The sequence below is a fragment of the Enterobacter sp. Taxon_2 genome (assembly GCF_058355295.1).
This window is the reverse complement of sequence record NZ_CM178024.1, coordinates 2,352,355-2,374,887: the sequence shown is the minus strand read 5'-3', so window position 1 is coordinate 2,374,887 and position 22,533 is coordinate 2,352,355. Positions and strand designations below refer to the sequence as shown.

The 22,533-nt window shown below is 56.7% G+C and carries 22 protein-coding genes; 13 read left to right on the top strand and 9 right to left on the bottom strand.

All coding sequences use genetic code 11. The features are described from left to right. Positions 1-108: 108 nt before the first annotated feature. Both AC4IC4_RS11220 and AC4IC4_RS11215 read right to left on the bottom strand, forming a co-directional pair. Positions 109-882: a transporter substrate-binding domain-containing protein gene (locus AC4IC4_RS11220; protein ID WP_021242531.1), complete on the bottom strand. Its 774-nt coding sequence runs from the start codon at positions 880-882 to the stop codon at positions 109-111. Between the two features lie 10 nt (positions 883-892). Further along, positions 893-2,062, bottom strand: coding sequence for a pyridoxal phosphate-dependent aminotransferase (locus AC4IC4_RS11215; RefSeq protein ID WP_417927369.1), 1,170 nt, complete (start codon positions 2,060-2,062; stop codon positions 893-895). Positions 2,063-2,176: 114 nt separating this feature from the next. On the opposite strand from AC4IC4_RS11215, the gene AC4IC4_RS11210 reads away from it, so the two are divergent. Next, positions 2,177-3,019 carry a LysR family transcriptional regulator gene (locus AC4IC4_RS11210; RefSeq protein WP_024908419.1) on the top strand — a complete coding sequence of 281 codons (843 nt, stop codon included), beginning with the start codon at positions 2,177-2,179 and terminating at the stop codon, positions 3,017-3,019. Here AC4IC4_RS11210 and AC4IC4_RS11205 read toward each other — a convergent pair. Continuing rightward, positions 3,006-4,511, bottom strand: a complete 1,506-nt coding sequence (locus tag AC4IC4_RS11205) for a carboxylesterase/lipase family protein (RefSeq protein WP_417927368.1) — start codon at positions 4,509-4,511, stop codon at positions 3,006-3,008. The genes AC4IC4_RS11210 and AC4IC4_RS11205 overlap by 14 nt on opposite strands. Positions 4,512-4,554: 43 nt before the next feature. Beyond that, positions 4,555-5,898 (bottom strand): 2-oxoadipate dioxygenase/decarboxylase HglS, encoded by a 1,344-nt coding sequence (hglS, locus tag AC4IC4_RS11200; protein ID WP_463726685.1) that lies wholly within the window; start codon positions 5,896-5,898, stop codon positions 4,555-4,557. A gap of 528 nt (positions 5,899-6,426) precedes the next feature. Here hglS and AC4IC4_RS11195 point away from each other — a divergent pair. From AC4IC4_RS11195 to AC4IC4_RS11160, 8 genes are all read left to right on the top strand, one after another. Next, positions 6,427-6,612: a con-10 family general stress protein gene (locus tag AC4IC4_RS11195; protein ID WP_004150795.1), complete on the top strand. Its 186-nt coding sequence runs from the start codon at positions 6,427-6,429 to the stop codon at positions 6,610-6,612. 94 nt (positions 6,613-6,706) lie between these two features. Further along, positions 6,707-7,201 (top strand): YciE/YciF ferroxidase family protein, encoded by a 495-nt coding sequence (locus AC4IC4_RS11190; protein WP_023311678.1) that lies wholly within the window; start codon positions 6,707-6,709, stop codon positions 7,199-7,201. A 23-nt stretch (positions 7,202-7,224) separates the two neighbouring features. After that, complete coding sequence (locus tag AC4IC4_RS11185) at positions 7,225-7,428, top strand: hypothetical protein (RefSeq protein ID WP_013096662.1); 204 nt, start codon at positions 7,225-7,227, stop codon at positions 7,426-7,428. 24 nt (positions 7,429-7,452) lie between these two features. Beyond that, on the top strand, positions 7,453-7,959 hold the full coding sequence (locus tag AC4IC4_RS11180; RefSeq protein WP_014883791.1) for a ferritin-like domain-containing protein: 507 nt from the start codon (positions 7,453-7,455) through the stop codon (positions 7,957-7,959). A 17-nt stretch (positions 7,960-7,976) separates the two neighbouring features. Then, a complete protein-coding gene (locus tag AC4IC4_RS11175) occupies positions 7,977-8,849 on the top strand; it encodes a manganese catalase family protein (protein WP_491472774.1) in 873 nt (290 codons plus the stop codon). Between the two features lie 67 nt (positions 8,850-8,916). Next, the gene (locus tag AC4IC4_RS11170) at positions 8,917-10,320 is read left to right on the top strand and encodes a cytochrome ubiquinol oxidase subunit I (protein WP_491472773.1); all 1,404 of its coding nucleotides are present in this window, start codon (positions 8,917-8,919) and stop codon (positions 10,318-10,320) included. Further along, positions 10,320-11,330: a cytochrome d ubiquinol oxidase subunit II gene (gene cydB / locus AC4IC4_RS11165; protein ID WP_048991113.1), complete on the top strand. Its 1,011-nt coding sequence runs from the start codon at positions 10,320-10,322 to the stop codon at positions 11,328-11,330. Before AC4IC4_RS11170 ends, cydB begins: the two co-directional genes overlap by 1 nt. Positions 11,331-11,338: 8 nt before the next feature. After that, complete coding sequence (locus AC4IC4_RS11160; protein ID WP_491472772.1) at positions 11,339-12,964, top strand: alpha-amylase family protein; 1,626 nt, start codon at positions 11,339-11,341, stop codon at positions 12,962-12,964. Here the strand turns inward: AC4IC4_RS11160 and AC4IC4_RS11155 are convergent, their stop codons facing one another. From AC4IC4_RS11155 to AC4IC4_RS11140, 4 genes are read right to left on the bottom strand one after another with little or no spacing between them, the layout of a single operon-like run. Then, complete coding sequence (locus AC4IC4_RS11155; protein ID WP_491472771.1) at positions 12,965-13,951, bottom strand: SDR family oxidoreductase; 987 nt, start codon at positions 13,949-13,951, stop codon at positions 12,965-12,967. Positions 13,952-13,968: 17 nt separating this feature from the next. Continuing rightward, entirely contained in the window at positions 13,969-14,487 is a 519-nt protein-coding gene (locus tag AC4IC4_RS11150) for a 2-oxo-tetronate isomerase (protein ID WP_032647124.1), read from the bottom strand. Between the two features lie 11 nt (positions 14,488-14,498). Next, positions 14,499-14,945: a DUF421 domain-containing protein gene (locus tag AC4IC4_RS11145; RefSeq protein ID WP_023335661.1), complete on the bottom strand. Its 447-nt coding sequence runs from the start codon at positions 14,943-14,945 to the stop codon at positions 14,499-14,501. Positions 14,946-14,954: 9 nt separating this feature from the next. Continuing rightward, positions 14,955-15,458: a hypothetical protein gene (locus AC4IC4_RS11140; RefSeq protein WP_491472770.1), complete on the bottom strand. Its 504-nt coding sequence runs from the start codon at positions 15,456-15,458 to the stop codon at positions 14,955-14,957. Positions 15,459-15,596: 138 nt separating this feature from the next. Between AC4IC4_RS11140 and AC4IC4_RS11135 the strand changes: the two genes are divergently transcribed. The 4 genes from AC4IC4_RS11135 to AC4IC4_RS11120 all read left to right on the top strand — a co-directional run bounded on the left by AC4IC4_RS11135 (position 15,597) and on the right by AC4IC4_RS11120 (position 20,679). Continuing rightward, positions 15,597-15,986, top strand: a complete 390-nt coding sequence (locus tag AC4IC4_RS11135; protein ID WP_024908408.1) for a YdeI family stress tolerance OB fold protein — start codon at positions 15,597-15,599, stop codon at positions 15,984-15,986. 64 nt (positions 15,987-16,050) lie between these two features. Further along, entirely contained in the window at positions 16,051-16,935 is an 885-nt protein-coding gene (locus AC4IC4_RS11130; protein ID WP_048991107.1) for an SDR family oxidoreductase, read from the top strand. 181 nt (positions 16,936-17,116) lie between these two features. Next, on the top strand, positions 17,117-18,040 hold the full coding sequence (locus AC4IC4_RS11125; RefSeq protein ID WP_024908406.1) for a LysR substrate-binding domain-containing protein: 924 nt from the start codon (positions 17,117-17,119) through the stop codon (positions 18,038-18,040). 257 nt (positions 18,041-18,297) lie between these two features. Beyond that, the gene (locus AC4IC4_RS11120; RefSeq protein WP_491472769.1) at positions 18,298-20,679 is read left to right on the top strand and encodes a glucose/quinate/shikimate family membrane-bound PQQ-dependent dehydrogenase; all 2,382 of its coding nucleotides are present in this window, start codon (positions 18,298-18,300) and stop codon (positions 20,677-20,679) included. Between the two features lie 91 nt (positions 20,680-20,770). Here AC4IC4_RS11120 and AC4IC4_RS11115 read toward each other — a convergent pair whose 3' ends face one another. Continuing rightward, positions 20,771-22,462 carry a methyl-accepting chemotaxis protein gene (locus AC4IC4_RS11115; RefSeq protein ID WP_463726682.1) on the bottom strand — a complete coding sequence of 564 codons (1,692 nt, stop codon included), beginning with the start codon at positions 22,460-22,462 and terminating at the stop codon, positions 20,771-20,773. Between the last annotated feature and the right edge of the window lie 71 nt (positions 22,463-22,533).

The following is a 22,533-nucleotide window of genomic DNA, read 5'->3' as shown; positions in this document are numbered from 1 at the left end:
AAATATTTTCTGTCGACCAGAACGGCCTGAAAGTGGTGTAAAGAAAGCCTGGAAAATGTGTATAAAAATGCCCCGGCGCGACATCGTTCGCCGGGGCTAATGAGGCGGTTATTTTACGCTGACATCGATACCCGGGAAGTACTTATCAGCGAGTTTAGCGATCGTGCCGTCGGCACGTACTTTATCAATTGCGGCATCAAGCTGCTTTTTGGTAGCCTCGTCACCCTTACGCAACCCAAAACCGATCCCACTGCCGAGGATAGTGTCGTCAGACACCGGTTTGCCGATGAAGCCAAACCCTTTCCCCTGCGGCTTGCTGAGGAAACCTGCCTGCCCGGCCGCGGACATGACCAGCGAGGCGTCGATACGGCCATTCAGCAGATCGCCCCAGGCCATATTCTGATCTTTATAAGACACCACGGTGACACCCTGCTTTTCCCAGTGCTCTTTGGCATAGGTTTCCTGAATGGAACCCTGCAGCACGCCGATGGTTTTGCCCTTCAACCCTTCAGGCGTCGCCTCAACCGCCGTACCGGCCTTGCCGACCAGCTGTGACGGAATACGGTAGATTGGCTGGGTAAAATCAATGCTCTTGCGGCGCTGCTCAGTAATGTTCATCGCCGAGTTGATGGCGTCGAATTTCTTCGCCACCAGCCCCGGGATCAGCGCATCAAACGAGGTTTCCACCCAGCTGCACTTCAGCGCTGCCGCTTTGCAGATGGCATTCCCCAGCTCAACGTCAAACCCTTCCAGCTCGCCTGCCGCATTGCGGCTTTCAAACGGCGGATACTCTGCTTCCAGACCGTAACGCAGCTCGGACGCCGCGAAGGAGGAAAAGGTACACAGCAATCCCATGCCGACAACTAGCGCGCGTAATTTCATCTCATACTCCTTAGCGTGGTTTAACCCGACACAGGGCCTGGGCACCTGCCCGTAACGTCGCCTCATCTTTCGCAAAAGAGAGACGAATCAATTTATTATCCGTACCGTCCGCATAAAACGCCGACAGCGGAATGGTGGCAACACCGTACTCGACGATCAGCCGTTTCACCAGCTCGCTGTCGCGCTCGTCGCTGAACTGGCTGTAGTCCGCCAGCATGAAGAACGATCCGGCACTCGGCAGCAGCGTAAACGGCGAATCGGCCAGCAGGCTGTGCAGCAGATCGCGCTTACGCTGGTAAAACGCCGACAGCGACAGCCAGGTTTGCGGGTCGACCATATGCTCAGCAAACGCGTGCTGCATTGGCGTATCGGCAGAAAACATTAAAAATTGATGGACTTTACAAATCTCGTCCATCAGTACCGCCGGGGCAACACAGTAACCCACGCGCCACCCGGTGACGTGATAGGTTTTTCCGAAAGAGGAAATAATTACGCTACGCTCCGCCAGCTGCGGGTGCGTGGCCATCCCGTGGTGCGGTTCATTGTCAAAAACGACGTGTTCGTACACTTCGTCAGACAAAATAATGATGTCGGTATTGCGCGTCAGGGCCGCCAGCTGCTGCAGGTCATTGGCGGAGAAAACCTGACCGCTCGGGTTGTGCGGCGTATTGATGATAATCATGCGCGTGCGCGGGGTGATCGCGGCGCGAACCTCATCCCAGTTGACGGCAAAATCCGGCACGGTGAGCTTGATGGCAATCGGCGTTGCCCCCTGCAGACGGACAATCGGCGCGTAGCTATCAAATGACGGCTCAAAGTAGATCACCTCATCACCTGGATGCACCAGCCCGCTTATTGCCGAATAGAGCCCTTCGCTGGCGCTGGCGGTCACCAGCACCTCGCTGGCAGGGTCATACCGCGTGCCGTAGAGCGTGGCAATTTTATCGGCAATACGTTCTTTTAGCGGCTGCAGGCCGGTCATTGACGCATACTGGTTATGCCCCGCCTCCATTGCGCGGGTGACGCCCGCAATCAGCTTCGGGTCGCAGGAAAAATTCGGTGCGCCCTGAGAAAGGTTAATCGCGTTATGCTGCGCCGAGAGCTGGCCGATAACGGTAAAAATGGTGGTGCCCACATCGGGCAGTTTGGAGCGCGTTTGCACAGGCGTTCGTAAAGTCATCCTCTTTCCCTTCTCATGGACATTGCATAACTATTCAAACAACATCTGTGCTGTCGGGACAATCGAATTGTTGTCATAATAGCCATGAAAAAAATGCATATCTGAGGATTTTCCATGTCGCGCCGTTCGCTCCCGCTTAACGCCATCGACGCATTTTTAGTCACCGCGCGTCACCTGAATCTGACCCATGCCGCCGCAGAACTGTGTCTGACGCAGGGGGCCGTGAGCCGCAAGATTGCCTCCCTTGAGGCGTGGTTTGGCTTTCCGCTTTTTGAACGCCACGCGCGCGGGCTGCGCCTCTCACCGCAGGGCAGCGCTCTGCTTCCGGAGCTGCAGTCCGCTTTCGAGCAGCTGCTGTCCGTGGCCGACCAGGCCCGCAGCCAGCACACCGTGATCCGGCTCAAGGCCCCCACCTGCGCCATGCGCTGGCTGGTGCCGCGCCTGCTGGAGGTGGAGCGCGAGCATCCGGATCTGCAAATTGCGCTGACCACCACCACCGATCACAACGTCAATTTCAAAACCGAATCTTACGACGCGGCCATCGTGTTCGGCACGCACATGAGCGCAGGCGATCTGCTGTTCGAGGAGGCGCTCACCCCGGTGATAAGCCCGGTGCGGGCAGGAGCAGCGCTGGGCTCGCTGACGTTCCTGCACCCCACAAGGGATAAGACAGACTGGTCGCTGTGGCTGACGAAACAGGAAGGTCCGGGCTTTGTCATGCACAAAAATCAACACTTCGACACGATGGATCTCGCCATTACGGCCGCCATTCAGGGGCTGGGCGTTGCCATCGCCGACGAAACGCTGGTGGAAGAAGATGTCCGCGCGGGAAGGCTGCTACGGCCCTATGAAACCAGCATAAAAACCGGCGCAAGCTACCGGCTGGTGCTGCGCGAAACGCCAGGCGAGGAAAATGGACTGGCGGCGTTTCGCGCCTGTTTGCTTAATCGAGGCTGACGTGGTGCTTCATCACCCGTTTGAAGAGGCTCATGCGGGCGCGCATAAAGCGGTTTTCAAGCCTGAAAGCTGCATGTTTATTCACACCAATGCGTAACAGAACGTCCCGCCCTTTGCGACACGCGGGCCAGTGCGTCGGCCCGGGCAGGGTGTCGCGAAGCCCTGCGTATCGCGCGAAGCTCACCCAGTAATCCGCCACCTGGGCTGCAAACTGCAGATCCCGTTCGTTGACATACTGGCGTGAAGGCTCCACCTGGCCGAGGGTATCGAAGACGTAGGGCACTTCGTTGCCGTGCCAGGCGCCGTTGATATACGTGCCATGTTCCGCCTCGGCGACATAGTCAAACCAGTAACGCCAGCACAATCCACCCACGCGCTGCTGAGCCTGCATCACCACATAGCCCATCGTGGTGAACGCCATGTCGCGGCACACCTGTCTGCCCAACTCTTCATCGCCTTTCACGCCCGGATAGAGCAGCTTAATCAGCCCCAGCCCGAAGCGACGCTCCCGGCGAAGCTTCTGAATTTGCCCCGCGAGATCGATGCCAAACACCGCCATCACGCTGGCTTCATCGCTGTTGGAGCCAATCATCACCGGCACGGGATGCTGACGGGCGGCAAAAAAGACGTCCAGCATGGCTTCGGGCAGAACGCAATCCCCGACGATGGGCGCCGGGGCGACGTTCAGCGGTGCGGTTAACGGCCAGAACGCCTCCGGCGGAATGGCGCGCAGCTGCTCAGCAGTCGCCTTCTCCAGGCCAAAATGGGCGGCCAGCGCCTCCCCTTTTTGCAGCGCCTGTTCACGCGGCGTGTCCGGCAAGGTGTATCCGCTTTGCACTATCGCCTTATGGAATAATCCTGCTGCCAGCGGCGAGGCCAGCAGAGAGAGCACGCTGCGCGCGCCGGCAGATTCACCAAACAGGGTCACATTGTCTGGGTCGCCACCAAACCCGGCGATGTTCTCCCGCACCCATTCGAGGGCGGCGATTTGATCCAGCAGGGCAAAATTATGCACCACGCGCCCTTCCTCGCCTTCCAGCGCGGGATGGGCGAAAAAGCCGAGATGACCGAGACGGTAGTTGATCGTCACGACAACCACGCCGCGCGTGGCCAGCGCTTTGCCGTTATACGGCGGCAGGCCTCCGGCACCAATCGTAAACCCGCCCCCGTGCAGCCAGACCATAACCGGAAGCGCCCCGGTGCGCTCTTTGGGGGACCAGACGTTAAGGTAGAGACAATCTTCGGAAAACTGGCCCGGATCGCCGCCGCCTAACTCCTGACAATACTCGCTGCTTTGCCAGCTTGAGGGCGAGATAGCCGTAGCCTCGCGCAGGCCATCCCAGCGTTCAGGAGGCCGAGGTGAGCGCCAGCGCCACTCCCCCACGGGCGGTGCGGCGTAGGGAATACCGCACCAGACGTGGACATTTTCATCGGTTAAACCAGACAGTGCGCCCTGGCGCGTTTCAACCACAGGGGCGGAAGGATTTTGCATAACGACCTTATTTTTTCCATCACACCCCAGCAGAGTAACGATTTCAGAGCAAACCGCAACGCTGTTTGCTGCGGGTTTCAGCCTCCTGATAGAGCGCAAACTCGTCATACACCGGACAGCCCAGCGCGTCTTCAAACGCATCGCGGCTGGCGTTACCGTGGCTGCGGGCCTGGGTTTCGTTCCCGAGATTGGACTGGAAAATCCCCGCAGCACTGACCGGGAGGAAATCTTCGTAGGTGATCGGCTGGGCAACCACCCATCCGCGCTCAATCAGCGGCTGCGGATCGTCTCCCGGCCGGAACGCATGGCGATGCGCTTCACCCGCTGGCGTCAAACGATAGCGGAAATAGGCCAGCTCCTGACGGCGCATTAACAGCTCGCTGTCCGGGAAAGCGCCAAAGATCTCCCGCAAATGCAGCTGGTGCGTGAGGTTATCTTTACCGGTACCGGCCTGGGAAAGCAGACTATCGTACAGTTCCCGGCCTTTCGGCGTCAGCGCCACGCCGCGCTGCTCAATCTCACCGAAGCGCGCGGTGTGGGTACCCTTATGTTCCCCGGCAAACAGCACCGGCTCTTCCAGCGCCTTAAAGCTGGTTTGACGCAATAAGACGGGCACCTCGCGACGCGGCGGGCCTTCGATCAGTATTTTTGGCTCAATACCGTACTTCGGCATCAGCTCCTGCACCCGGTCAATGTCCAGCGTGCGCGGCGTGAGGTGGTTAATATGGCAGCCCGGGAAGCAGACCACGTCGGCAATCAGCCGATGCTCGTTGCTCAGGGCCAGATAGGTCTCCTGATCGACCGTAGCATGGCGGTGCCAGCGGAAGGTTTCCAACGCTTCCTGTACAAACTCGTGGGCCTGTGCGTCAGTAAAGTGCCCTTCCGACTCGTGGAGGTCGATCAGTTCCAGACAGCGGGGGGTAAAGATGTTCCGGTGAGAGAGGATCTCTGCGGCACGTTCGCGCAGCGCGACGTTTTCAATCAGCTCAAGGCGCAGCAGCGAGGTAAAGATACGAAACGGATTTCGACACAGCGCCGCATCATCGATCGGGCGAAACGCCGTTGAGTGGACCGGTACCCCCGCCTGAGAGAGATCGTAATAGCTGACCGGGTACATCCCCATAATGGCAAACATACGACGCAGGGTTGAAAGTTCCTGTGCCGTGCCGACGCGGATCGCCCCGTGACGCTCAACGTTCAGGCGCGCAAGCTCATCGGCGTTAGCGAGTTGTTCATGTAATAGTGGATTATTTTCCAGAACCGCCAGGTTTACGTCCGCAACCAGTTCGAGCAAGGTGCCATACTGCGGAACTTCCTGCTGGTACATCGCCGACATAGCCTGCGAAAAGTGTTCCCGAATGTCATCAGCCGTGATGGTGTTCGCCATGATGTCATGCCTCCAGTGAATATTACCTGGAGTGTAGAGAAACCCGTTCCTTCCGGGGGGAAGAATTTCTGATTTGTGATCTTAAGACGACAGTGGTCAAACCGTGTGCTACTGGCCCCCGAACGGATCCGAACGGAACCGCCCTTTCGACCTGAACGCTTTTATCCAGGATTTTCCTTATAATTATTTAGGGTTCCGCTTTCTAGCTATAAAGGAGTATTTTTTCTTTTTCTCCTGACTGCAAATTAATCAATTTGAGCACGCCATTATTTTTATCCTCACCTTTCAAATTTTTAGCTCGAAGTTAGGATTAATCTGAATGGTTGTTTACAAGCCCTTCCTGCCTATCCATATTTCCATTTTAAGCGAAGCGCAAATTTACAAATACTTAAAAATAACGCAACCGCAAATAGCAAAACGCATTTGACGGATGACGCACAGCGACTAGAGTTATTACTCGAACGACGAGTGATACGGAATATTTTCGTATCGTACTGACATAACCAATATATGACTATGAGGTTTAATATGGCAGAGCATCGTGGTGGTTCCGGTAATTTCGCTGAAGACCGTGAAAAAGCATCAGAAGCTGGACGTAAAGGTGGCCAGCACAGCGGTGGGAATTTCAAAAACGATCCGCAACGCGCATCTGAAGCGGGTAAGAAAGGGGGCCAGAACAGTCACGGCGGAGGCCGTAAATCTGATAACTCCTGATCTTATTTAAAACTCTTTTAATAAAACCTGAGAGCATGCTGCGGGCTAAATAGCTCGCAGTACCCTTTCTTTATTTTACCGGAGCGTAATTATTATGAATATGAAAAGTGTTGAGGATGTATTTATTCATCTTCTGTCGGATACCTACAGCGCAGAAAAGCAGCTTACCCGCGCGCTGAGCAAGCTCGCCCGCGCCGCGTCCAGCGAGAAGCTGAGCGCCGCTTTTACCGCACACCTGGAGGAAACGCAGGGTCAGATTGAACGTATTGACCAGATCGTCGAGCAGGAAGACGGTATTAAGATCAAACGCATGAAGTGCGTGGCGATGGAAGGCTTAATTGAAGAAGCCAACGAAGTCATCGAAAGTACGGAAAAAAATGAAGTGCGTGATGCCGCGTTAATTGCTGCTGCACAAAAAGTTGAGCATTACGAAATAGCCAGCTACGGTACCCTTGCCACATTAGCAGAACAACTGGGCTATAAAAAAGCCGTTAAACTTCTTGCCGAAACCCTGGAAGAAGAAAAAGAGACCGACCTTAAACTCACCGACCTGGCCGTTGGAAATATTAACCAAAAAGCGCAGAAATGACGCAATAATACAGGTTAAATAAAATGAGCATCAGTCCCAGGACAATTAAACGGTGCCATTTAACGGCAGCCATAATATGGTTCATTCTCGCCATCCCTTCCGTAATATGGTGGAAGAACAGCGTGCTGTGGGTCATTATCATCAGTATTTACGCCAATATTGTCGGCCATTTATCTGGCTACAGTGCCGCGCGTGCCGATCAGGCTGCTGAAAGTGAGACCAAATAAGCGAACCCTAATGAGGATACAATGATGAATCACGTAGAACACTACCATGACTGGCTACGCGATGCCCATGCGATGGAAAAGCAAGCCGAATCTATGCTGGAATCCATGGCCAGCCGTATCGATAATTATCCTGATGTTCGCGCCAGAATTGAACAGCATATTAATGAGACAAAACGGCAAATCACATTGCTGGAGGAAATCCTCGACCGTAATGATATTTCTCGTTCGGTCTTAAAAGACTCGATGAGCAAAATGGCGGCGCTGGGGCAATCCATCGGCGGCATGTTCCCTTCAGACGAAATCGTGAAGGGCTCGATCAGCGGCTATGTTTTCGAACAGTTTGAAATCGCCTGCTATACCTCCCTGCTGGCAGCGGCCAAAAAAGCCGGGGACACTGCTTCGATACCCGCTATTGAGACGATCCTCGCAGAAGAACGTGAAATGGCCGACTGGCTGATTCGCCATATCCCGCAAACGACGGAACAGTTCCTGCTGCGTTCAGACGCATCGGGTGTCGAAGCGAAAAAATAATCCACAGGAGAGTGCCTATGTTTCGACACGTCAAACAGCTGCAATATACGGTTCGCGTCGCCGAACCCAACCCCGGCCTTGTCAACCTTTTACTGGAACAGTTTGGCGGGCCGCAGGGTGAACTGGCCGCCGCCTGCCGCTACTTTACGCAAGGGTTGAGCGATGACGATCCGGGCCGCAAGGACATGCTGATGGATATCGCGACGGAGGAGTTAAGCCACCTCGAAATCATCGGTACCCTGGTCGGAATGCTGAATAAAGGTGCCAAAGGCGCGCTGGCGGAAGGGGTGGAAAATGAGGCCGAACTGTATCGCTCCATGACCGAAAACGGGAATGACAGCCACATCACCTCCCTGCTCTATGGCGGCGGTACCCCGCTCACTAACTCTGCGGGCGTACCCTGGACCGCGGCCTACGTCGATACCATCGGGGAGCCGACGGCGGACCTGCGCTCAAACGTGGCAGCGGAAGCCAGAGCGAAAATCATCTATGAACGGCTGATCAACGTGACCGACGATCCCGGCGTAAAGGACGCGCTGGCGTTTCTGATGACGCGTGAGGCGGCGCATCAGCTCTCCTTTGAGAAGGCGCTGCAGTCCATCCGTAATAACTTCCCGCCGGGGAAACTGCCGCCAGTCGAGGAATTCACCAACAAGTACTACAATATGTCAGAAGGTGGAGAGGTTCGCGGAAGCTGGAACAGCGATAAACACTTCGATCACGTTGAGTCCCCCCAGCCTGCGGTGGATGGCGGCGATGGCAGTGCCAGCGTCACGCTCACAACCGAGCAGGCAACCCTGGTCAAGGCGATGTCTGCCCGCACGAAATCCGATCCACATTCCGACCCGCTGACCGGTGCCGAGCTGGGTGCCGGTAAGACTAAACCGTAATCGGTTTGCCGGGCAGCCCTGAACTGCCCGGCAATTCGCGTGCCCCATCGTCTCAGAGGTACGGACCATGTTCGAACTCGATGCATTTCATCTGGCCAGAATTCAGTTCGCTTTTACCGTCTCGTTCCACATCCTGTTTCCCGCGATCACCATCGGTCTCGCCAGCTATCTGGTGGTGCTGGAGGGCATGTGGCTGCGCACCAAAAACGACGTCTGGCGTTCGCTATACCATTTCTGGCTTAAGATATTTGCCGTTAACTTCGGCATGGGCGTCGTTTCCGGGCTGGTGATGGCGTACCAGTTTGGCACCAACTGGAGCGGGTTCTCGCAGTTCGCGGGCAGTATTACCGGCCCACTCCTGACCTATGAGGTCTTAACCGCCTTCTTCCTGGAGGCCGGTTTCCTTGGCGTCATGATGTTCGGCTGGAATAAGGTCGGTCCCGGCCTGCACTTCTTTTCAACCTGCATGGTAGCGCTCGGCACGCTGATGTCGACCTTCTGGATCCTCGCCTCAAACAGCTGGATGCACACGCCGCAGGGCTTCACCATTGAGAATGGCCAGGTGATCCCGCAGGACTGGCTGGCCATCATCTTTAACCCCTCCTTCCCTTACCGCCTTATCCATATGGCTATCGCCGCGTTTCTCAGCAGTGCGCTGTTTGTCGGGGCATCGGGGGCATGGCATCTGCTGCGCGGTAACGATACGCCTGCCGTTCGCACCATGTTTTCCATGGCGATGTGGATGGCGCTGCTGGTCGCACCCATTCAGGCGGTGGTGGGCGATATGCACGGCCTGAACACGCTTGAGCATCAGCCGGCAAAAATTGCCGCCATTGAGGGCCACTGGGAAAATCCGCCCGGCGAGGCCACCCCGCTGCTGCTGTTTGGTCTGCCGGATATGGAGGAAGAGCGCACCAAATACGGACTGGAGATCCCCGCGCTCGGCAGCCTTATCCTGACGCACAGCCTGGATAAACAGGTCCCCGCGCTGAAAGACTTTCCAAAAGAGGATCGGCCAAATTCAACCATCGTTTTCTGGTCGTTCCGCGTGATGGTCGGGATGGGGCTGCTGATGATAACTCTCGGCCTGGTTAGCGTCTGGCTACGCTATCGTCATCGGCTTTACCAGTCGCGCCCGTTCCACTGGTTTGCCCTTTGCATGGGGCCTGCCGGGCTGCTGGCGCTGCTCGCCGGCTGGGTAACCACCGAAGTGGGCCGACAGCCGTGGGTGGTCTATGGTTATCTGCGCACCATCGACGCGGTATCGCTGCACAGCACCTTGCAGATGAGCATCAGCCTGCTGGCGTTCTTTGTTGTCTATTCTTCCGTGTTTGGCGTGGGCTATGTTTACCTCATCCGGCTGATTAAGAAAGGTCCACAGCCTGTCGATACGCTGACCTCAAACATCTCGGGCACGCCTGCCCGTCCGCTGTCTGCCGCTGAATCTGTTCCGGAAGAGGAGAGAATCTGATGGGCGTCGATATCTCTGTTATCTGGTTTGCCATCATCGTCTTTGCCACGCTGATGTACATCATCATGGATGGCTTTGATTTGGGCATCGGTCTGCTGTTTAACTTTGTGGGCGATGCGAAAGAGCGCGATGTGATGGTCAACAGCGTGGCGCCCGTCTGGGACGGCAACGAGACCTGGTTGGTGCTCGGCGGCGCGGGGCTGTTCGGCGCGTTTCCGCTGGCTTATGCGGTCATTATTGATGCGCTGACGATCCCCCTCACCGCGATGCTGATCGGTCTCATATTTCGCGGCGTCGCCTTCGAGTTCCGCTTCAAAGCCACGCCGTCGCACCGCAAATTCTGGGACTACTCCTTTGCCGGCGGCTCCCTGCTTGCCACCTTCAGCCAGGGCGTGGTGGTGGGGGCCGTGATCAACGGCTTTGACGTGGAGGGCCGACGTTTTGTCGGCTCTGCGCTGGACTGGCTCACCCCCTTCAACCTCTTCTGCGGCATCGGACTGGTCGTCGCCTACACGCTGCTGGGCACCACCTGGCTCATTATGAAAAGCGAAGGCGCGCTGCAGGTCCGCATGCGCGAGTTGACCCGCCACGTGCTGCTGGCGCTGATGGTGGTTATCGCGGTAGTCAGCATCTGGACGCCGCTCGGCTGGCAGTACGTGGCCGACCGCTGGTTTACCTTGCCCAACTTCTTCTGGTTCCTGCCGGTTCCTCTGCTGGTCGGGCTTTTCAGCGTGCTGATCTGGCGCCTGACCCGCAATCCGGACAGCCACTCTCGCCCTTTCCTGCTGACGTTGGGGCTTATTTTCCTCGGGTTTAGCGGGCTCGGCATCAGCCTCTGGCCGAACATTATTCCGCCGCGCATCACCCTGTGGGAAGCCGCGGCCCCGCCTGCCAGCCAGCTGTTTATGCTGGTAGGGACATTACTGATTATTCCGGTGATCCTGGTGTACACCGCCTGGAGCTACTACGTCTTTCGGGGAAAAGTTTCGGATACTGAAGGCTATCACTGAGGAACGCTATGACGGACTGGCATACACGAGCCATTATTTATCAGATTGATACCGCGCTATTTTATGATTTGAACGGCGATGGCTGCGGGGACATCGCCGGGATCGCGGCCAAGCTGCGCTACATTCGCCGGATGGGGGCGACGGTCATCTGGATCACCCCGTTTTACCTGACGCCCTTTCTCGATGAAGGCTACGACGTCAGCGACCATCTTCAGGTGGACCCCCGCTTCGGAAAACTGGCCGATATCATCGCCTTTATCGAACAGGCCCGCGAGCTTGGCATGCAGGTGATAATCGAGCTGCTGATCCAGCACACGTCGGACGCACATCCCTGGTTCCAGCAGGCGCGCCGCAACCCGGCGTCACCCTATCGTGATTATTACCTCTGGTCGGATAACGACGAGGACGATACGCCCCCCATGTTCCCCGGCGTGGAGAAGAGCATCTGGAGCTGGGACGACGAGGCGGGACAATACTACCGGCACATGTTTTATCGCCACGAGCCGGATCTGAACCTCACCTCGCCCGCGGTGCTGAAAGAGATTGAGAATATCATCCTCTTCTGGCTCAAGCTGGGCGTGTCGGGGTTTCGCCTCGATGCCGCCTCCCACCTGACCACGCAGGCGGGAAACGGTGATGAAAAAAAGGGCCTGTGGATCCTCGAGCATATGCGCCGTCTTATCGAACAGCGGAATCCGGACGCGATCCTGCTGGGTGAGGTGGACGTCGAGGTAGAGGCCTATCAGGACTACTTTGGCAATAATGACCGCCTGAATCTGGTGCTGAATTTCTGGCTCAACAAGTATTTCTACGTCAGCCTGGCCCGCAAAAGCGCCCGCCCGCTGCGCAATGCGGTGAAGAAGACGATCGTCCCGCCTGACGCCTGCTGTTTTGCCAACTGGCTGCGCAATCACGACGAGCTGGATCTTGAAGGTATCAGCCAGAAAGACAAACAGTTTGTCCTCGATACCTTCGCCCCTGATGAGGAGATGAACGTCTATCAGCGCGGGATCCGCCGCCGCCTGGCGCCGATGCTTAATGGCGATCGGAAGCGGCTGGCGTTCTGTCACGCGGTGCTGTTTTCCCTGCCGGGTGTCCCGGTGATGCGCTACGGCGACGAGATAGGTATGGGTGACGACCTGGAGCTGGAGGAGCGCTACGCCGTTCGCACCCCGATGCAGTGGGCGGGGTCACAAGGGGGCGGTTTCTCCGCGGCCGACCCTGAAAAATTTATCGCCCCGATTATCGACCATGGCCCTTACCGCTATCAGAAAGTCAACGTCGCCGATTCGCTGCTTCACCACAACTCGCTCCTGCACCGGATAATCGATATTGCCAATACCCGCTCGGAGTTCCCCGAAATTGCCGTTGCGCCTTTTCGACTTATCACAATCGATGATGACGCAGTGCTGGGGATCTATTACGAGACCGACGAGCGCAGCATCCTGACCTTCGTCAACTTTAGCGACCAGCCGGTGCAGTTCACCGCAAAAGGGATCCGCAACGCCACCTGGACCGCCTGTCTCGAGGACAAGCGCTACGATGACGCGCTGATTTGCGGTAAAACCGTTGAGCTCAGCCTTGGCGGCTACGGCTATCGCTGGTTCTGGACGCACCGTAGCGCGCTGCGCTGATTACGGTTTCCGGCGGGTTATCAGACGCGTCAGCACTATCCCTGCCACCGCGAGCGCGCCCAGCGCCACTTTACCCGGCATGCCGGAGGTGACGGACGGCGCGCAGGTTTTCGCCTCGTCAGTAAAGCGGCCATGGATTTTATGCAGATCGTTAACCGGCTGGTCGAGGTAGTCCCGGCGATCCGGCGCGTTCAGATCGTCGGTCATCTGGCCTTCCCAGGCTTTCCTGACCATCAGCCGGTCCAGAAAACCCGGGAAGAGAAACTGCCCGACAATCGACTGGATGGTGCTGCTGCCTACCCACAGCTCGCGAACCGGTTTTTGCGCCACCCTGAAGATAGCGCTCGCGGCCACCTCAGGCTCAAAGACCGGCGGCACTGGCCGCATCGCCCAGGCGAACTTATTCCTCGCCCATTCGAACTGCGGGGTATTGAGCCCCGGCATCTGCACCATCGAAAGCTGAACCCGGCTGTTCTCATGCATCAGTTCCGTACGCACCGCATCGGTAAACCCGCGGATCGCCGCTTTGGCACCACAATAGGCTGACTGCAATGGAATGGAACGGTAGGCCAGCGCGGACCCCACCTGGATAATCACGCCCCTGTCGCGCGGAACCATCAGTTCGAGAGCGGCGCGGGTGCCGTTCACGTAGCCGAGGTACGTCACCTCAGTCACGCGACGAAACTCGTCCGGCGTAAGGGTGCGAAACGGTGCCAGCACGGCCCCCATGGCGTTGTTGACCCAGACATCAATCGCGCCGAGGCGATACTCAATTTCGTTAGCGGCATCCACCACCGCCTGATTGTCGGCGACGTCAGCCTGCACGGCGTGCGCATTCACGCCGAAGCGGCGCAACTCTTCCTGGGTGGAGTGCAGGCTTGCCTCATCGCGGGCGATGAGGCCAACATCGTAACCTGCCTTTGCAAAGTGCAGCGCCGTGGCTTTTCCCACGCCCGCCGTCCCACCGGTAATCACTACGACCGCCATAGAACCTCCTCGTGAAATCAACCGTTATGCCCGTCCGACAATGCTGCCAGCAGCTCGGCCAGCGAGAAATGCACCGCTTTTTCCACCACGTCCTGACAGTCACCGGAGAAAAGCACGGTGCGAGTCTTCGTCTCGCCGCGGATGTTCCACGCAAAACAGACCGTCCCCGCCGCCGTGCCGTCGTCGCCCCCTTCCGGGCCTGCGTAGCCGCTGATGGCGATGCTGATATCCGCCTGGGCGATGTCGCGAATACTGGCAGCCATCTCGGTAACCGTCTGTTCACTGACGGCGGTATAGCGCGCGAGCGTTTCAGGGCGCACGCCGAGGATCCGCGTTTTGGCTTCGTCGCTGAACACGACTAGGCCGACATCATAAAATTCGGCGGTGTTTTCCTCAGCGCAAAGCGCCACTGAGAGCTTGCCGCCCGTGCAGGATTCCGCGGTGGTTAAGCGAAGTCCGAGATCGGTTAATTTGCTTGCCAGCTTTTTTGTTAGTTCACCCACGGTATAATTGTTGTCGTGAAAAAGATTGCTCATCTTTCCGCCTCTTATTTCTCGAAAGGAATGATCGAAATATGTCCATTGCGTTCAAGTATGGCATATTTAATATCGCTTATTTCTGTAATTCCATTATTTTGCCGGGCTGACACCAGAATATCATCGCAGGAGACATCCACTTTTTTCAGTTTGTCGGCTAACGGCACGCCGTTCTCAACCAGAATCACGGGAGTGCCATCCAGAATATTCTCAACCGGGGAAAAATATTTCTTCATCAGTCCAAATATAATATCTACCACCACCAGCGTGGTAATGGTAATCATCGCGCCGGTGACGGAAAAATCTTGTCCGAGAAGCGCCTGCTGAGTAGCTTCACTAATTATCAGGAGCAGAATGAGATCAAAGCTGGTCATCTGCAACAGCGCGCGACGTCCGGCCACTTTAAATACCACCATGAGGAACAGATAAATCGCCAGCGCGCGAAAGACCATATCCATATCAGCCTCCTACGGGTAAATGAATTGCCAGATGTTAATCTCCGGCTCGCTGTTGACGCGGATGACTGTGTTCCATTTACCGGCTCTGGAAGGCGTGCTGAAGAGTAACACAGAGAAGCTGTCTGACTTTTTCAGATTGTTATAGACAAAATAGAGGGTCTTCCCTCGGCTGAACATGCTGTCAGGCTGCGGCCAGACGCTGCCAGGCTCGTAAACCTCGCTGCTCTCGCTGGTCATGCTGAGGACATACTTTCCCTCTGTCTGCACCGGGAACGCCAGCTCCATTCGCGTTTCTGTCTCCCGCCGTCCAAAGCGTTCATAGTTTATGGTCAGTGATTTAGCGGAATTCATTTTGACCGTGTCGCTGACCATTCCGCTGGAAAACAGACCGGCAATCGCCGCGACGATAATAGCCAACAGAACAATAAAACCGACCTGACGAAACGCGTATTCAAACGTCAGCAAACGATAATGCTCATCTATCCCGGGTAACTTTTCATTTTCACGCTTCATGGTCATCGTCACCGTTTCGCTTATTATCCGATAAGTTTGATTTTTCACGCGAATGTTTTTAGGACTTATCACATTTGCCACATAAAGAAATAGCAACAATACTTAATAAGTCAAGACACCCAAAATGAAGGATATCGGATGAAATTATCACTTATTTCCGCTTTATTGATATTTCTGGTTCCAACCGCATGGGCTGATAATAACGGCGGGTTACAAAAAGGTGAAGCCCCGCCGCCACCGCACGCGCTTGATAGCGGATATCGCGGAACCGACGATGCGCGTATTATGACCATCGATCAGGCAAAACAAATGCACGACGGTGCGACAATTTCATTACGCGGTAATCTTATTGATGGTAGCGGCGATAAGTTTGTATTTCAGGATAAAACCGGAAAAATCGACGTTATTATTCCCCAAGCAGTTTTCGACGGCAGAACGGTAAAACCCGACCAGATGATCAGTATCAACGGCTCGCTTGATAAAAAATCATCTCCTGCCGTCGTCCGTGTTGATCGTTTGCAGAAATAATTCAGCGAAGCGTTAACGCTGCAGTTATCCATCAAATCTCACCCCTTGGCTTAAGGAGTCAGCTATGAGTGATACAAAACAACGTACGAACGCTTACCCGCAGCCCCCGTTCCCGGAACAGCCGCAAACGCCGCCGGGACTGGCATCCGAAATGCAGCCTGTACCCGACCACGGGGAAAAAAGCTATAAAGGACATGGCCGCCTTGCCGGCAAAAAAGCGCTGATTACCGGCGGAGACTCCGGTATTGGTCGCGCGGTTGCTATCGCCTATGCCCGTGAAGGTGCTGACGTTGCCATCAACTATCTGCCTGAAGAAGAAAAAGATGCCTCTGAGGTCATCGACCTGATCGAAGCGGAAGGTCGCAAGGCCGTCGCGCTGCCGGGGGATGTCCGGGACGAAACCTTCTGTCAGAATCTGGTCGAAGAAGCCGTGTCGAAACTGGGCGGGCTGGACATTCTGGTCAATAACGCGGGGCGTCAGCAGTTCCGTGAATCGCTTGAAGACCTGACCACCGAGGATTTTGACGCGACGTTTAAAACCAACGTCTATGCCCCTTTCTGGATCACCAAAGCGGCCCTGCGCCACCTGAAAGCCTCCTCCGTTATCATTAATACCTCCTCCGTTCAGGCGGTGAAGCCCAGCCCCGTTTTGCTGGACTACGCCCAGACAAAAGCCTGTCTGGCGGTATTTACCAAATCCTTAGCCAAACAGCTGGGTCCAAAAGGCATTCGCGTCAACGCGGTTGCCCCTGGGCCTTACTGGACGGTACTGCAGTCCAGCGGCGGGCAACCGATGGAAAAAGTAAAGGAGTTTGGCGGAGATACACCGCTGGGGCGTCCAGGTCAGCCCGTCGAGATTGCCCCGCTGTACGTCACGCTGGCCTCGGATGAATGTTCATTTACGTCCGGCCAGGTGTGGTGTTCTGACGGCGGTGACGGCGTGATCTAACCGCTTAACCCTTTCCCCTCAGTAATGAGCGATAAATGAACAAGGACGTTCGCTCTTATTCCCCTGCCGAAAAACATGTTGTAACTCAAACAGATCAAATGTTAAAAATATTTTGCTATCAGGTTATCAAAATTAAACAACTTAACTTGTCACCCGCATCGCTCTGTTTTTAACATCGCCTATGGAAAAAAATGGTCTGTTCAGTCAGCGCATACGCTTGCGCCATTTGCATACATTTGTGGCCGTCGCTCAACAGGGAACGCTGGGGCGTGCGGCTGAAACTCTTAACCTGAGCCAGCCTGCGCTCTCGAAAACCCTCAACGAGCTGGAACAGCTGACCGGTGCCCGTCTTTTTGACCGCGGGCGGCTGGGCGCACAGCTTACCATCGTGGGCGAACAGTTCCTTACGCACGCCGTTAAAGTGCTGGATGCGCTCAATACCGCGGGCCAGTCCCTGCATCGAAAAGAAGCGCAATCCAGTGAGGTGGTGCGCGTGGGCGCCTTGCCTACCGCAGCGCTGGGTATTCTTCCGCCGGTTATCGGCCAGTTCCACAAGCAGCAGCGGCATACCACAATTCAGGTAGCCACCATGAATAACACCATGCTGCTCGCGGGGCTGAAATCGGGCGAGCTGGATATCGGTATCGGTCGCATGTCCGACCCTGAACTGATGGGCGGTCTCAATTACGAACTGTTATTCCTGGAGTCCCTGAAGCTGGTGGTTCGTCCCAATCATCCCCTGCTGCAGGACACGGTGACGCTAAGCCGCGTTATGGAGTGGCCGGTAGTGGTGTGCCCGAAAGGGACCGTCCCCCGCCAGACCGCCGAATCCTTGCTGCAGATGCAGGGATGTACGCTCCCTTCAGGGTGTATCGAAACGCTGTCGGCCTCGCTTTCACGCCAGCTCACCCTGGATTATGACTACGTCTGGTTCGTTCCCTCCGGCGCGGTAAAAGATGATTTACGCCAGGGAACGCTGATCGCCCTGCCGATTACCTCCCCAGGTGCCGGCGAACCCATCGGCATTTTGACCCGGGTGGATACCCCCCTTTCCACGGGCGCACAGACGCTGCTGAGCGCTATCCGTAAATCAATGCCGGTATAACACCTTTTTCACCTCTCACCCTAACCCTCTCCCCTTAGGGGAGAGTGGACTAGCCCGTGCGTTAATCAATTAATGCGGAATAATTCATTAACAATTGCGTAAAACAATTTAACAGTTTTATCATAACGGCGAATTCACCAAATGGTTCGCAAATCATTTTATAAAACCGAATTCACTCGTATTAATCATTATTCCTCCCGCAATTATTACCCAACTGGTACATACCCGACGCTGCGGGGGATCGAAAGGAGAAAGACATGGCATTTGGCAGCGCGCCGCGCGGGATACCTCGTATTCTGCAGTGGCTTCTTGCCGGACTGATGATGCTCATAGGTCTGGCGGTCGGCGGGTTGGGCTTTAAGCTCGCCACCGTAGGCGGAAGTGGATACTTCCTGATCATGGGCGTGGTGATGGTGATTGCCGCGATCCTGATTTTCCTCAACCGCACCAGCGGGATCGTGCTTTACAGCATCGCATTTATTGTCTCGCTGTTCTGGGCGGTAAGCGATGCGGGCTGGGATTTCTGGCCGCTGTTCTCTCGCCTGTTTACCTTTGCCGTTCTGGCCTTCCTCTGCGCCATCGTCTGGCCTTTCCTGCGTGCTGCGAACCGCAGCGCCGCGAACAAGGCGCCCGCTTTTGGCGTCGCGGCCGTGCTCGCGGTGGCCATGCTGATCAGCCTGGGCTGGATGTTTAAGCCGCAAACCCTCGTGGCAGCGAACGAACCCGTGCCGGTGAAACCCGTCGCACCCGGCGAGCAGCAAAAGAACTGGGAGCACTGGGGCAACACAACCCACGGCGACCGTTTCGCCGCGCTGGACCAGATTAACAAGCAAAACGTCAGCTCGCTGAAGGTCGCGTGGGTTGCGCACACCGGCGATATTCCGCAGAGCAACGGCTCGGGTGCGGAAGATCAGAACACGCCTCTGCAGATTGGCGACACGCTGTATGTCTGTACGCCGTACAGTAAAGTGCTGGCGCTGGACGTGGATTCCGGTAAAGAAAAATGGCGTTATGATTCGAAAGCGACCGCGCCGAACTGGCAGCGCTGCCGCGGTCTGGGCTACTTTGAAGATCATGCAAACGTGACAGCGTCACAGACCGGGACATCACCAGCGGCATGCTCTCGCCGCCTGTTCCTGCCCACCACCGATGCCCGTCTGATTGCCATCAACGCGGATAACGGCAAGGTCTGCGAAGACTTTGGCGACCATGGCACCGTGGATCTGAGCGTCGGCATGGGCGAGATCAAGCCCGGGTATTATCAGCAGACCTCCACGCCGCTGGTTGCCGGGAACGTTGTTGTCGTCGGCGGTCGCGTCGCGGATAACTACTCTACCGGCGAACCGCCGGGCGTGGTGCGCGCCTACGACGTTCACACCGGTAAGCTGGCCTGGGCGTGGGATCCGGGTAATCCGAACCTGACCGGCCTGCCGCCGGAAGGCCAGACCTACACCCGTGGTACGCCGAACGTCTGGTCTGCGATGTCTTACGACGCCAAACTGAACCTGATCTACCTGCCAACCGGCAACGCCACCCCGGATTTCTGGGCGGGTGAGCGTACCGCGCTGGACGATAAGTACAGCTCCTCCATCGTCGCCGTCGACGCGACCACCGGTCAGGTGCGCTGGCATTTCCAGACCACCCACCACGATCTGTGGGATTTCGACCTGCCTTCCCAGCCGCTGCTGTACGATCTGCCAGACGGTAAAGGCGGCACCACGCCTGTGCTGGTGCAGACCAGCAAGCAGGGCATGATCTTCATGCTTAACCGCGAAACCGGCAAGCCGGTGGCGAAGGTGGAAGAACGCCCCGTTCCGGCGGGTAACGTTGAGGGTGAACGCTACTCCCCAACCCAGCCGTACTCCGTTGGCATGCCGATGATTGGCAACCAGACGCTGACCGAGTCCGACATGTGGGGCGCGACGCCTGTCGACCTGCTGCTGTGCCGCATCCAGTTTAAAGAGATGCGTCATCAGGGCGTCTTCACCCCGCCGGGCCTCGACCGTTCCCTGCAGTTCCCTGGCTCACTCGGCGGGATGAACTGGGGCAGCGTCTCCGTTGACCCGAACAACAGCCTGATGTTCGTCAACGATATGCGCCTGGGTCTGGCAAACTACATGGTACCGCGCGCGAACGTGGCGAAAAACGCCAGCGGCATCGAGATGGGAATTGTTCCAATGGACGGCACGCCGTTCGGCGCGATGCGTGAACGCTTCCTGTCACCGCTGGGCATTCCGTGTCAGAAGCCGCCGTTTGGCACCATGTCAGCCGTTGACCTGAAAACCGGCAAACTGGTGTGGCAGGTTCCTGTCGGCACGGTGGAAGATACCGGCCCGCTGGGTATTCGCATGCACATGCCAATCCCGATCGGTATGCCAACCCTGGGCGCGTCGCTCTCTACCCAGTCCGGCCTGCTGTTCTTTGCCGGTACCCAGGATTTCTACCTGCGCGCGTTTGATACCGCCACCGGGAAAGAGATCTGGAAAGACCGTCTGCCTGTCGGTAGCCAGTCCGGCCCGATGACCTACGTGTCGCCGAAAACCGGTAAGCAGTACATCATCATTAACGCCGGTGGCGCCCGCCAGTCGCCGGATCGCGGTGATTACGTTATCGCGTACGCGTTACCCGATAAGAAATAAGATGTGAAAAAGGGACCGAAAGGTCCCTTTTTTGTAGGTCAGTTTTTGTAGGTCGGGTAAGGCGAAGCCGCCACCCGACACAACACGCCACTCAGAACGTCTCCCAGTTATCCCCGGAAACCGTCGCCGCCGGGCGCAACGGTGCATTCTTCGCCACTGGCGCAGAGATCACCGCGCGGCCCGACTTTGCACCGTTCAACCGAAACGCGCCAACCGCCTCGGTCAGACGCGCGCCCTGTTCTTCCAGAGACGCCGCCGCCGCGGAGGCTTCTTCCACCAGCGAGGCGTTCTGCTGGGTCACTTTATCCATCTCAGAAATCGCCTGGCTCACCTGGACGATACCGCGACTCTGCTCATCGGACGCCGCGGCGATCTCCAGCATGATGTCGGTGACGCGTTTCACCGCTTCGACGATTTCATTCATGGTGTTACCGGCGGCAACAACCTCGCCGGAGCCCTGGTCGATCAGCGATACCGATTCGTTAATCAGGCTTTCGATCTCTTTTGCGGCATTCGCACTGCGGCTTGCCAGAGTGCGCACTTCACTTGCCACCACGGCAAATCCGCGCCCCTGTTCACCCGCACGTGCCGCTTCTACCGCCGCGTTAAGCGCCAGGATATTGGTCTGGAACGCAATGCTGTTAATCACTGCGGTAATCTCAGAGATCTTCTTCGAGCTGCTGGAGATATTGCCCATGGTTTTCACCACGCCGGAGACCATCTGGCCGCCGCGGCTGGCTTTACCGGAGGCATCTTCCGCCAGCTTGCTGGCATGATGGGCGTTATCGGCGTTCTGTTTCACCGTCGCGGTCAGCTGTTCCATGCTCGCGGCGGTCTGCTCAATGGCCGCAGCCTGCTGCTCAGTGCGCGAAGAGAGATCGGTGTTACCGGCTGAAATCTCGCTGGTGCCGCGGTAGATCTCCTCCGCCCCCTGACGTACGGTGCCCACGGTGTTTTCAAGCGAGTGCTGCATGGTTTGCAGATCGCGCGTCAGGCGGCCGATTTCGCTGCGCCCCGCCACGTCGTCCGGCATCGTCAGGTCGCCCTTAGCGATATTCTCGATACGTTTCGCTGCACGCTGCAGCGGATTGATTACCGTGCGGCGCAGCACGACAAAGGTCATCGCCGTCAGCACCAGCGCCAGCGCAAACGCGCCTACCATAAACATCAGGCCCAGCTGCGTGCGGCTGTGCGCCTGCGCCGTCAGCGCATTCGCACGGTCGGTACGGATCTTAATCGCCTTCAGCAGAACGGCGTTGTAAGCGTCATCCAGCGGGCGCGCCGTTTCGTTTTCGTGGTTGATGATCGCTTCGAACATGCCGTTTTTGGCAAATTTCACCATCGGCTGCATGCCCGCGATATAGGCGTCGTACCGCGCCTTGAGATCCTCATCCAGCGCTGCGCCCTCAGCGGTACGCACGGCACGATTCATATAGGCGGTAAAGCTCTCCTGGGACTGCTTAATACGCTTTTCAGCCTCGCTGATGTTCTGCTTCATCGCATCCATCTCCGCGATACGGCTTGCCGCACCGGCGTGGATCAGGTTGATACGCGCGGTTCGCAGATGGTTTGAGCTGTTCGACAGCCCCATACGCACCTGAATTTCGGAAGTGACATCCTGCTGATCGCGATCGGCCTGCAGCAGGAAATAACCCGCCAGACCCGAGCTCAAGGCAAACAGAAGAATAATGCCACCGAGAATGGAGGAAAACAGCGGAACCAGCCTGATGTGATGCAAGAAGCTCAGCTTACGCTGTGCCAGCATCGAAGTAGTGTTGTCCATGACCGTCGACTCTCTTATAGGTAAGATGCGTAAAAACACGCGTGTTAAATAGTCATCGGCACGGTGGGGAT

Excerpts from the sequence above, each read along its gene's own strand:
- AC4IC4_RS11220 (WP_021242531.1), bottom strand. The coding sequence starts at position 882 with ATGAAATTACGCGCGCTAGTTGTCGGCATGGGATTGCTGTGTACCTTT.
- AC4IC4_RS11215 (WP_417927369.1), bottom strand. The coding sequence starts at position 2,062 with ATGACTTTACGAACGCCTGTGCAAACGCGCTCCAAACTGCCCGATGTG.
- AC4IC4_RS11210 (WP_024908419.1), top strand. The coding sequence starts at position 2,177 with ATGTCGCGCCGTTCGCTCCCGCTTAACGCCATCGACGCATTTTTAGTC.
- AC4IC4_RS11205 (WP_417927368.1), bottom strand. The coding sequence starts at position 4,511 with ATGCAAAATCCTTCCGCCCCTGTGGTTGAAACGCGCCAGGGCGCACTG.
- hglS (WP_463726685.1), bottom strand. The coding sequence starts at position 5,898 with ATGGCGAACACCATCACGGCTGATGACATTCGGGAACACTTTTCGCAG.
- AC4IC4_RS11195 (WP_004150795.1), top strand. The coding sequence starts at position 6,427 with ATGGCAGAGCATCGTGGTGGTTCCGGTAATTTCGCTGAAGACCGTGAA.
- AC4IC4_RS11190 (WP_023311678.1), top strand. The coding sequence starts at position 6,707 with ATGAATATGAAAAGTGTTGAGGATGTATTTATTCATCTTCTGTCGGAT.
- AC4IC4_RS11185 (WP_013096662.1), top strand. The coding sequence starts at position 7,225 with ATGAGCATCAGTCCCAGGACAATTAAACGGTGCCATTTAACGGCAGCC.
- AC4IC4_RS11180 (WP_014883791.1), top strand. The coding sequence starts at position 7,453 with ATGAATCACGTAGAACACTACCATGACTGGCTACGCGATGCCCATGCG.
- AC4IC4_RS11175 (WP_491472774.1), top strand. The coding sequence starts at position 7,977 with ATGTTTCGACACGTCAAACAGCTGCAATATACGGTTCGCGTCGCCGAA.
- AC4IC4_RS11170 (WP_491472773.1), top strand. The coding sequence starts at position 8,917 with ATGTTCGAACTCGATGCATTTCATCTGGCCAGAATTCAGTTCGCTTTT.
- cydB (WP_048991113.1), top strand. The coding sequence starts at position 10,320 with ATGGGCGTCGATATCTCTGTTATCTGGTTTGCCATCATCGTCTTTGCC.
- AC4IC4_RS11160 (WP_491472772.1), top strand. The coding sequence starts at position 11,339 with ATGACGGACTGGCATACACGAGCCATTATTTATCAGATTGATACCGCG.
- AC4IC4_RS11155 (WP_491472771.1), bottom strand. The coding sequence starts at position 13,951 with ATGGCGGTCGTAGTGATTACCGGTGGGACGGCGGGCGTGGGAAAAGCC.
- AC4IC4_RS11150 (WP_032647124.1), bottom strand. The coding sequence starts at position 14,487 with ATGAGCAATCTTTTTCACGACAACAATTATACCGTGGGTGAACTAACA.
- AC4IC4_RS11145 (WP_023335661.1), bottom strand. The coding sequence starts at position 14,945 with ATGGATATGGTCTTTCGCGCGCTGGCGATTTATCTGTTCCTCATGGTG.
- AC4IC4_RS11140 (WP_491472770.1), bottom strand. The coding sequence starts at position 15,458 with ATGAAGCGTGAAAATGAAAAGTTACCCGGGATAGATGAGCATTATCGT.
- AC4IC4_RS11135 (WP_024908408.1), top strand. The coding sequence starts at position 15,597 with ATGAAATTATCACTTATTTCCGCTTTATTGATATTTCTGGTTCCAACC.
- AC4IC4_RS11130 (WP_048991107.1), top strand. The coding sequence starts at position 16,051 with ATGAGTGATACAAAACAACGTACGAACGCTTACCCGCAGCCCCCGTTC.
- AC4IC4_RS11125 (WP_024908406.1), top strand. The coding sequence starts at position 17,117 with ATGGAAAAAAATGGTCTGTTCAGTCAGCGCATACGCTTGCGCCATTTG.
- AC4IC4_RS11120 (WP_491472769.1), top strand. The coding sequence starts at position 18,298 with ATGGCATTTGGCAGCGCGCCGCGCGGGATACCTCGTATTCTGCAGTGG.
- AC4IC4_RS11115 (WP_463726682.1), bottom strand. The coding sequence starts at position 22,462 with ATGGACAACACTACTTCGATGCTGGCACAGCGTAAGCTGAGCTTCTTG.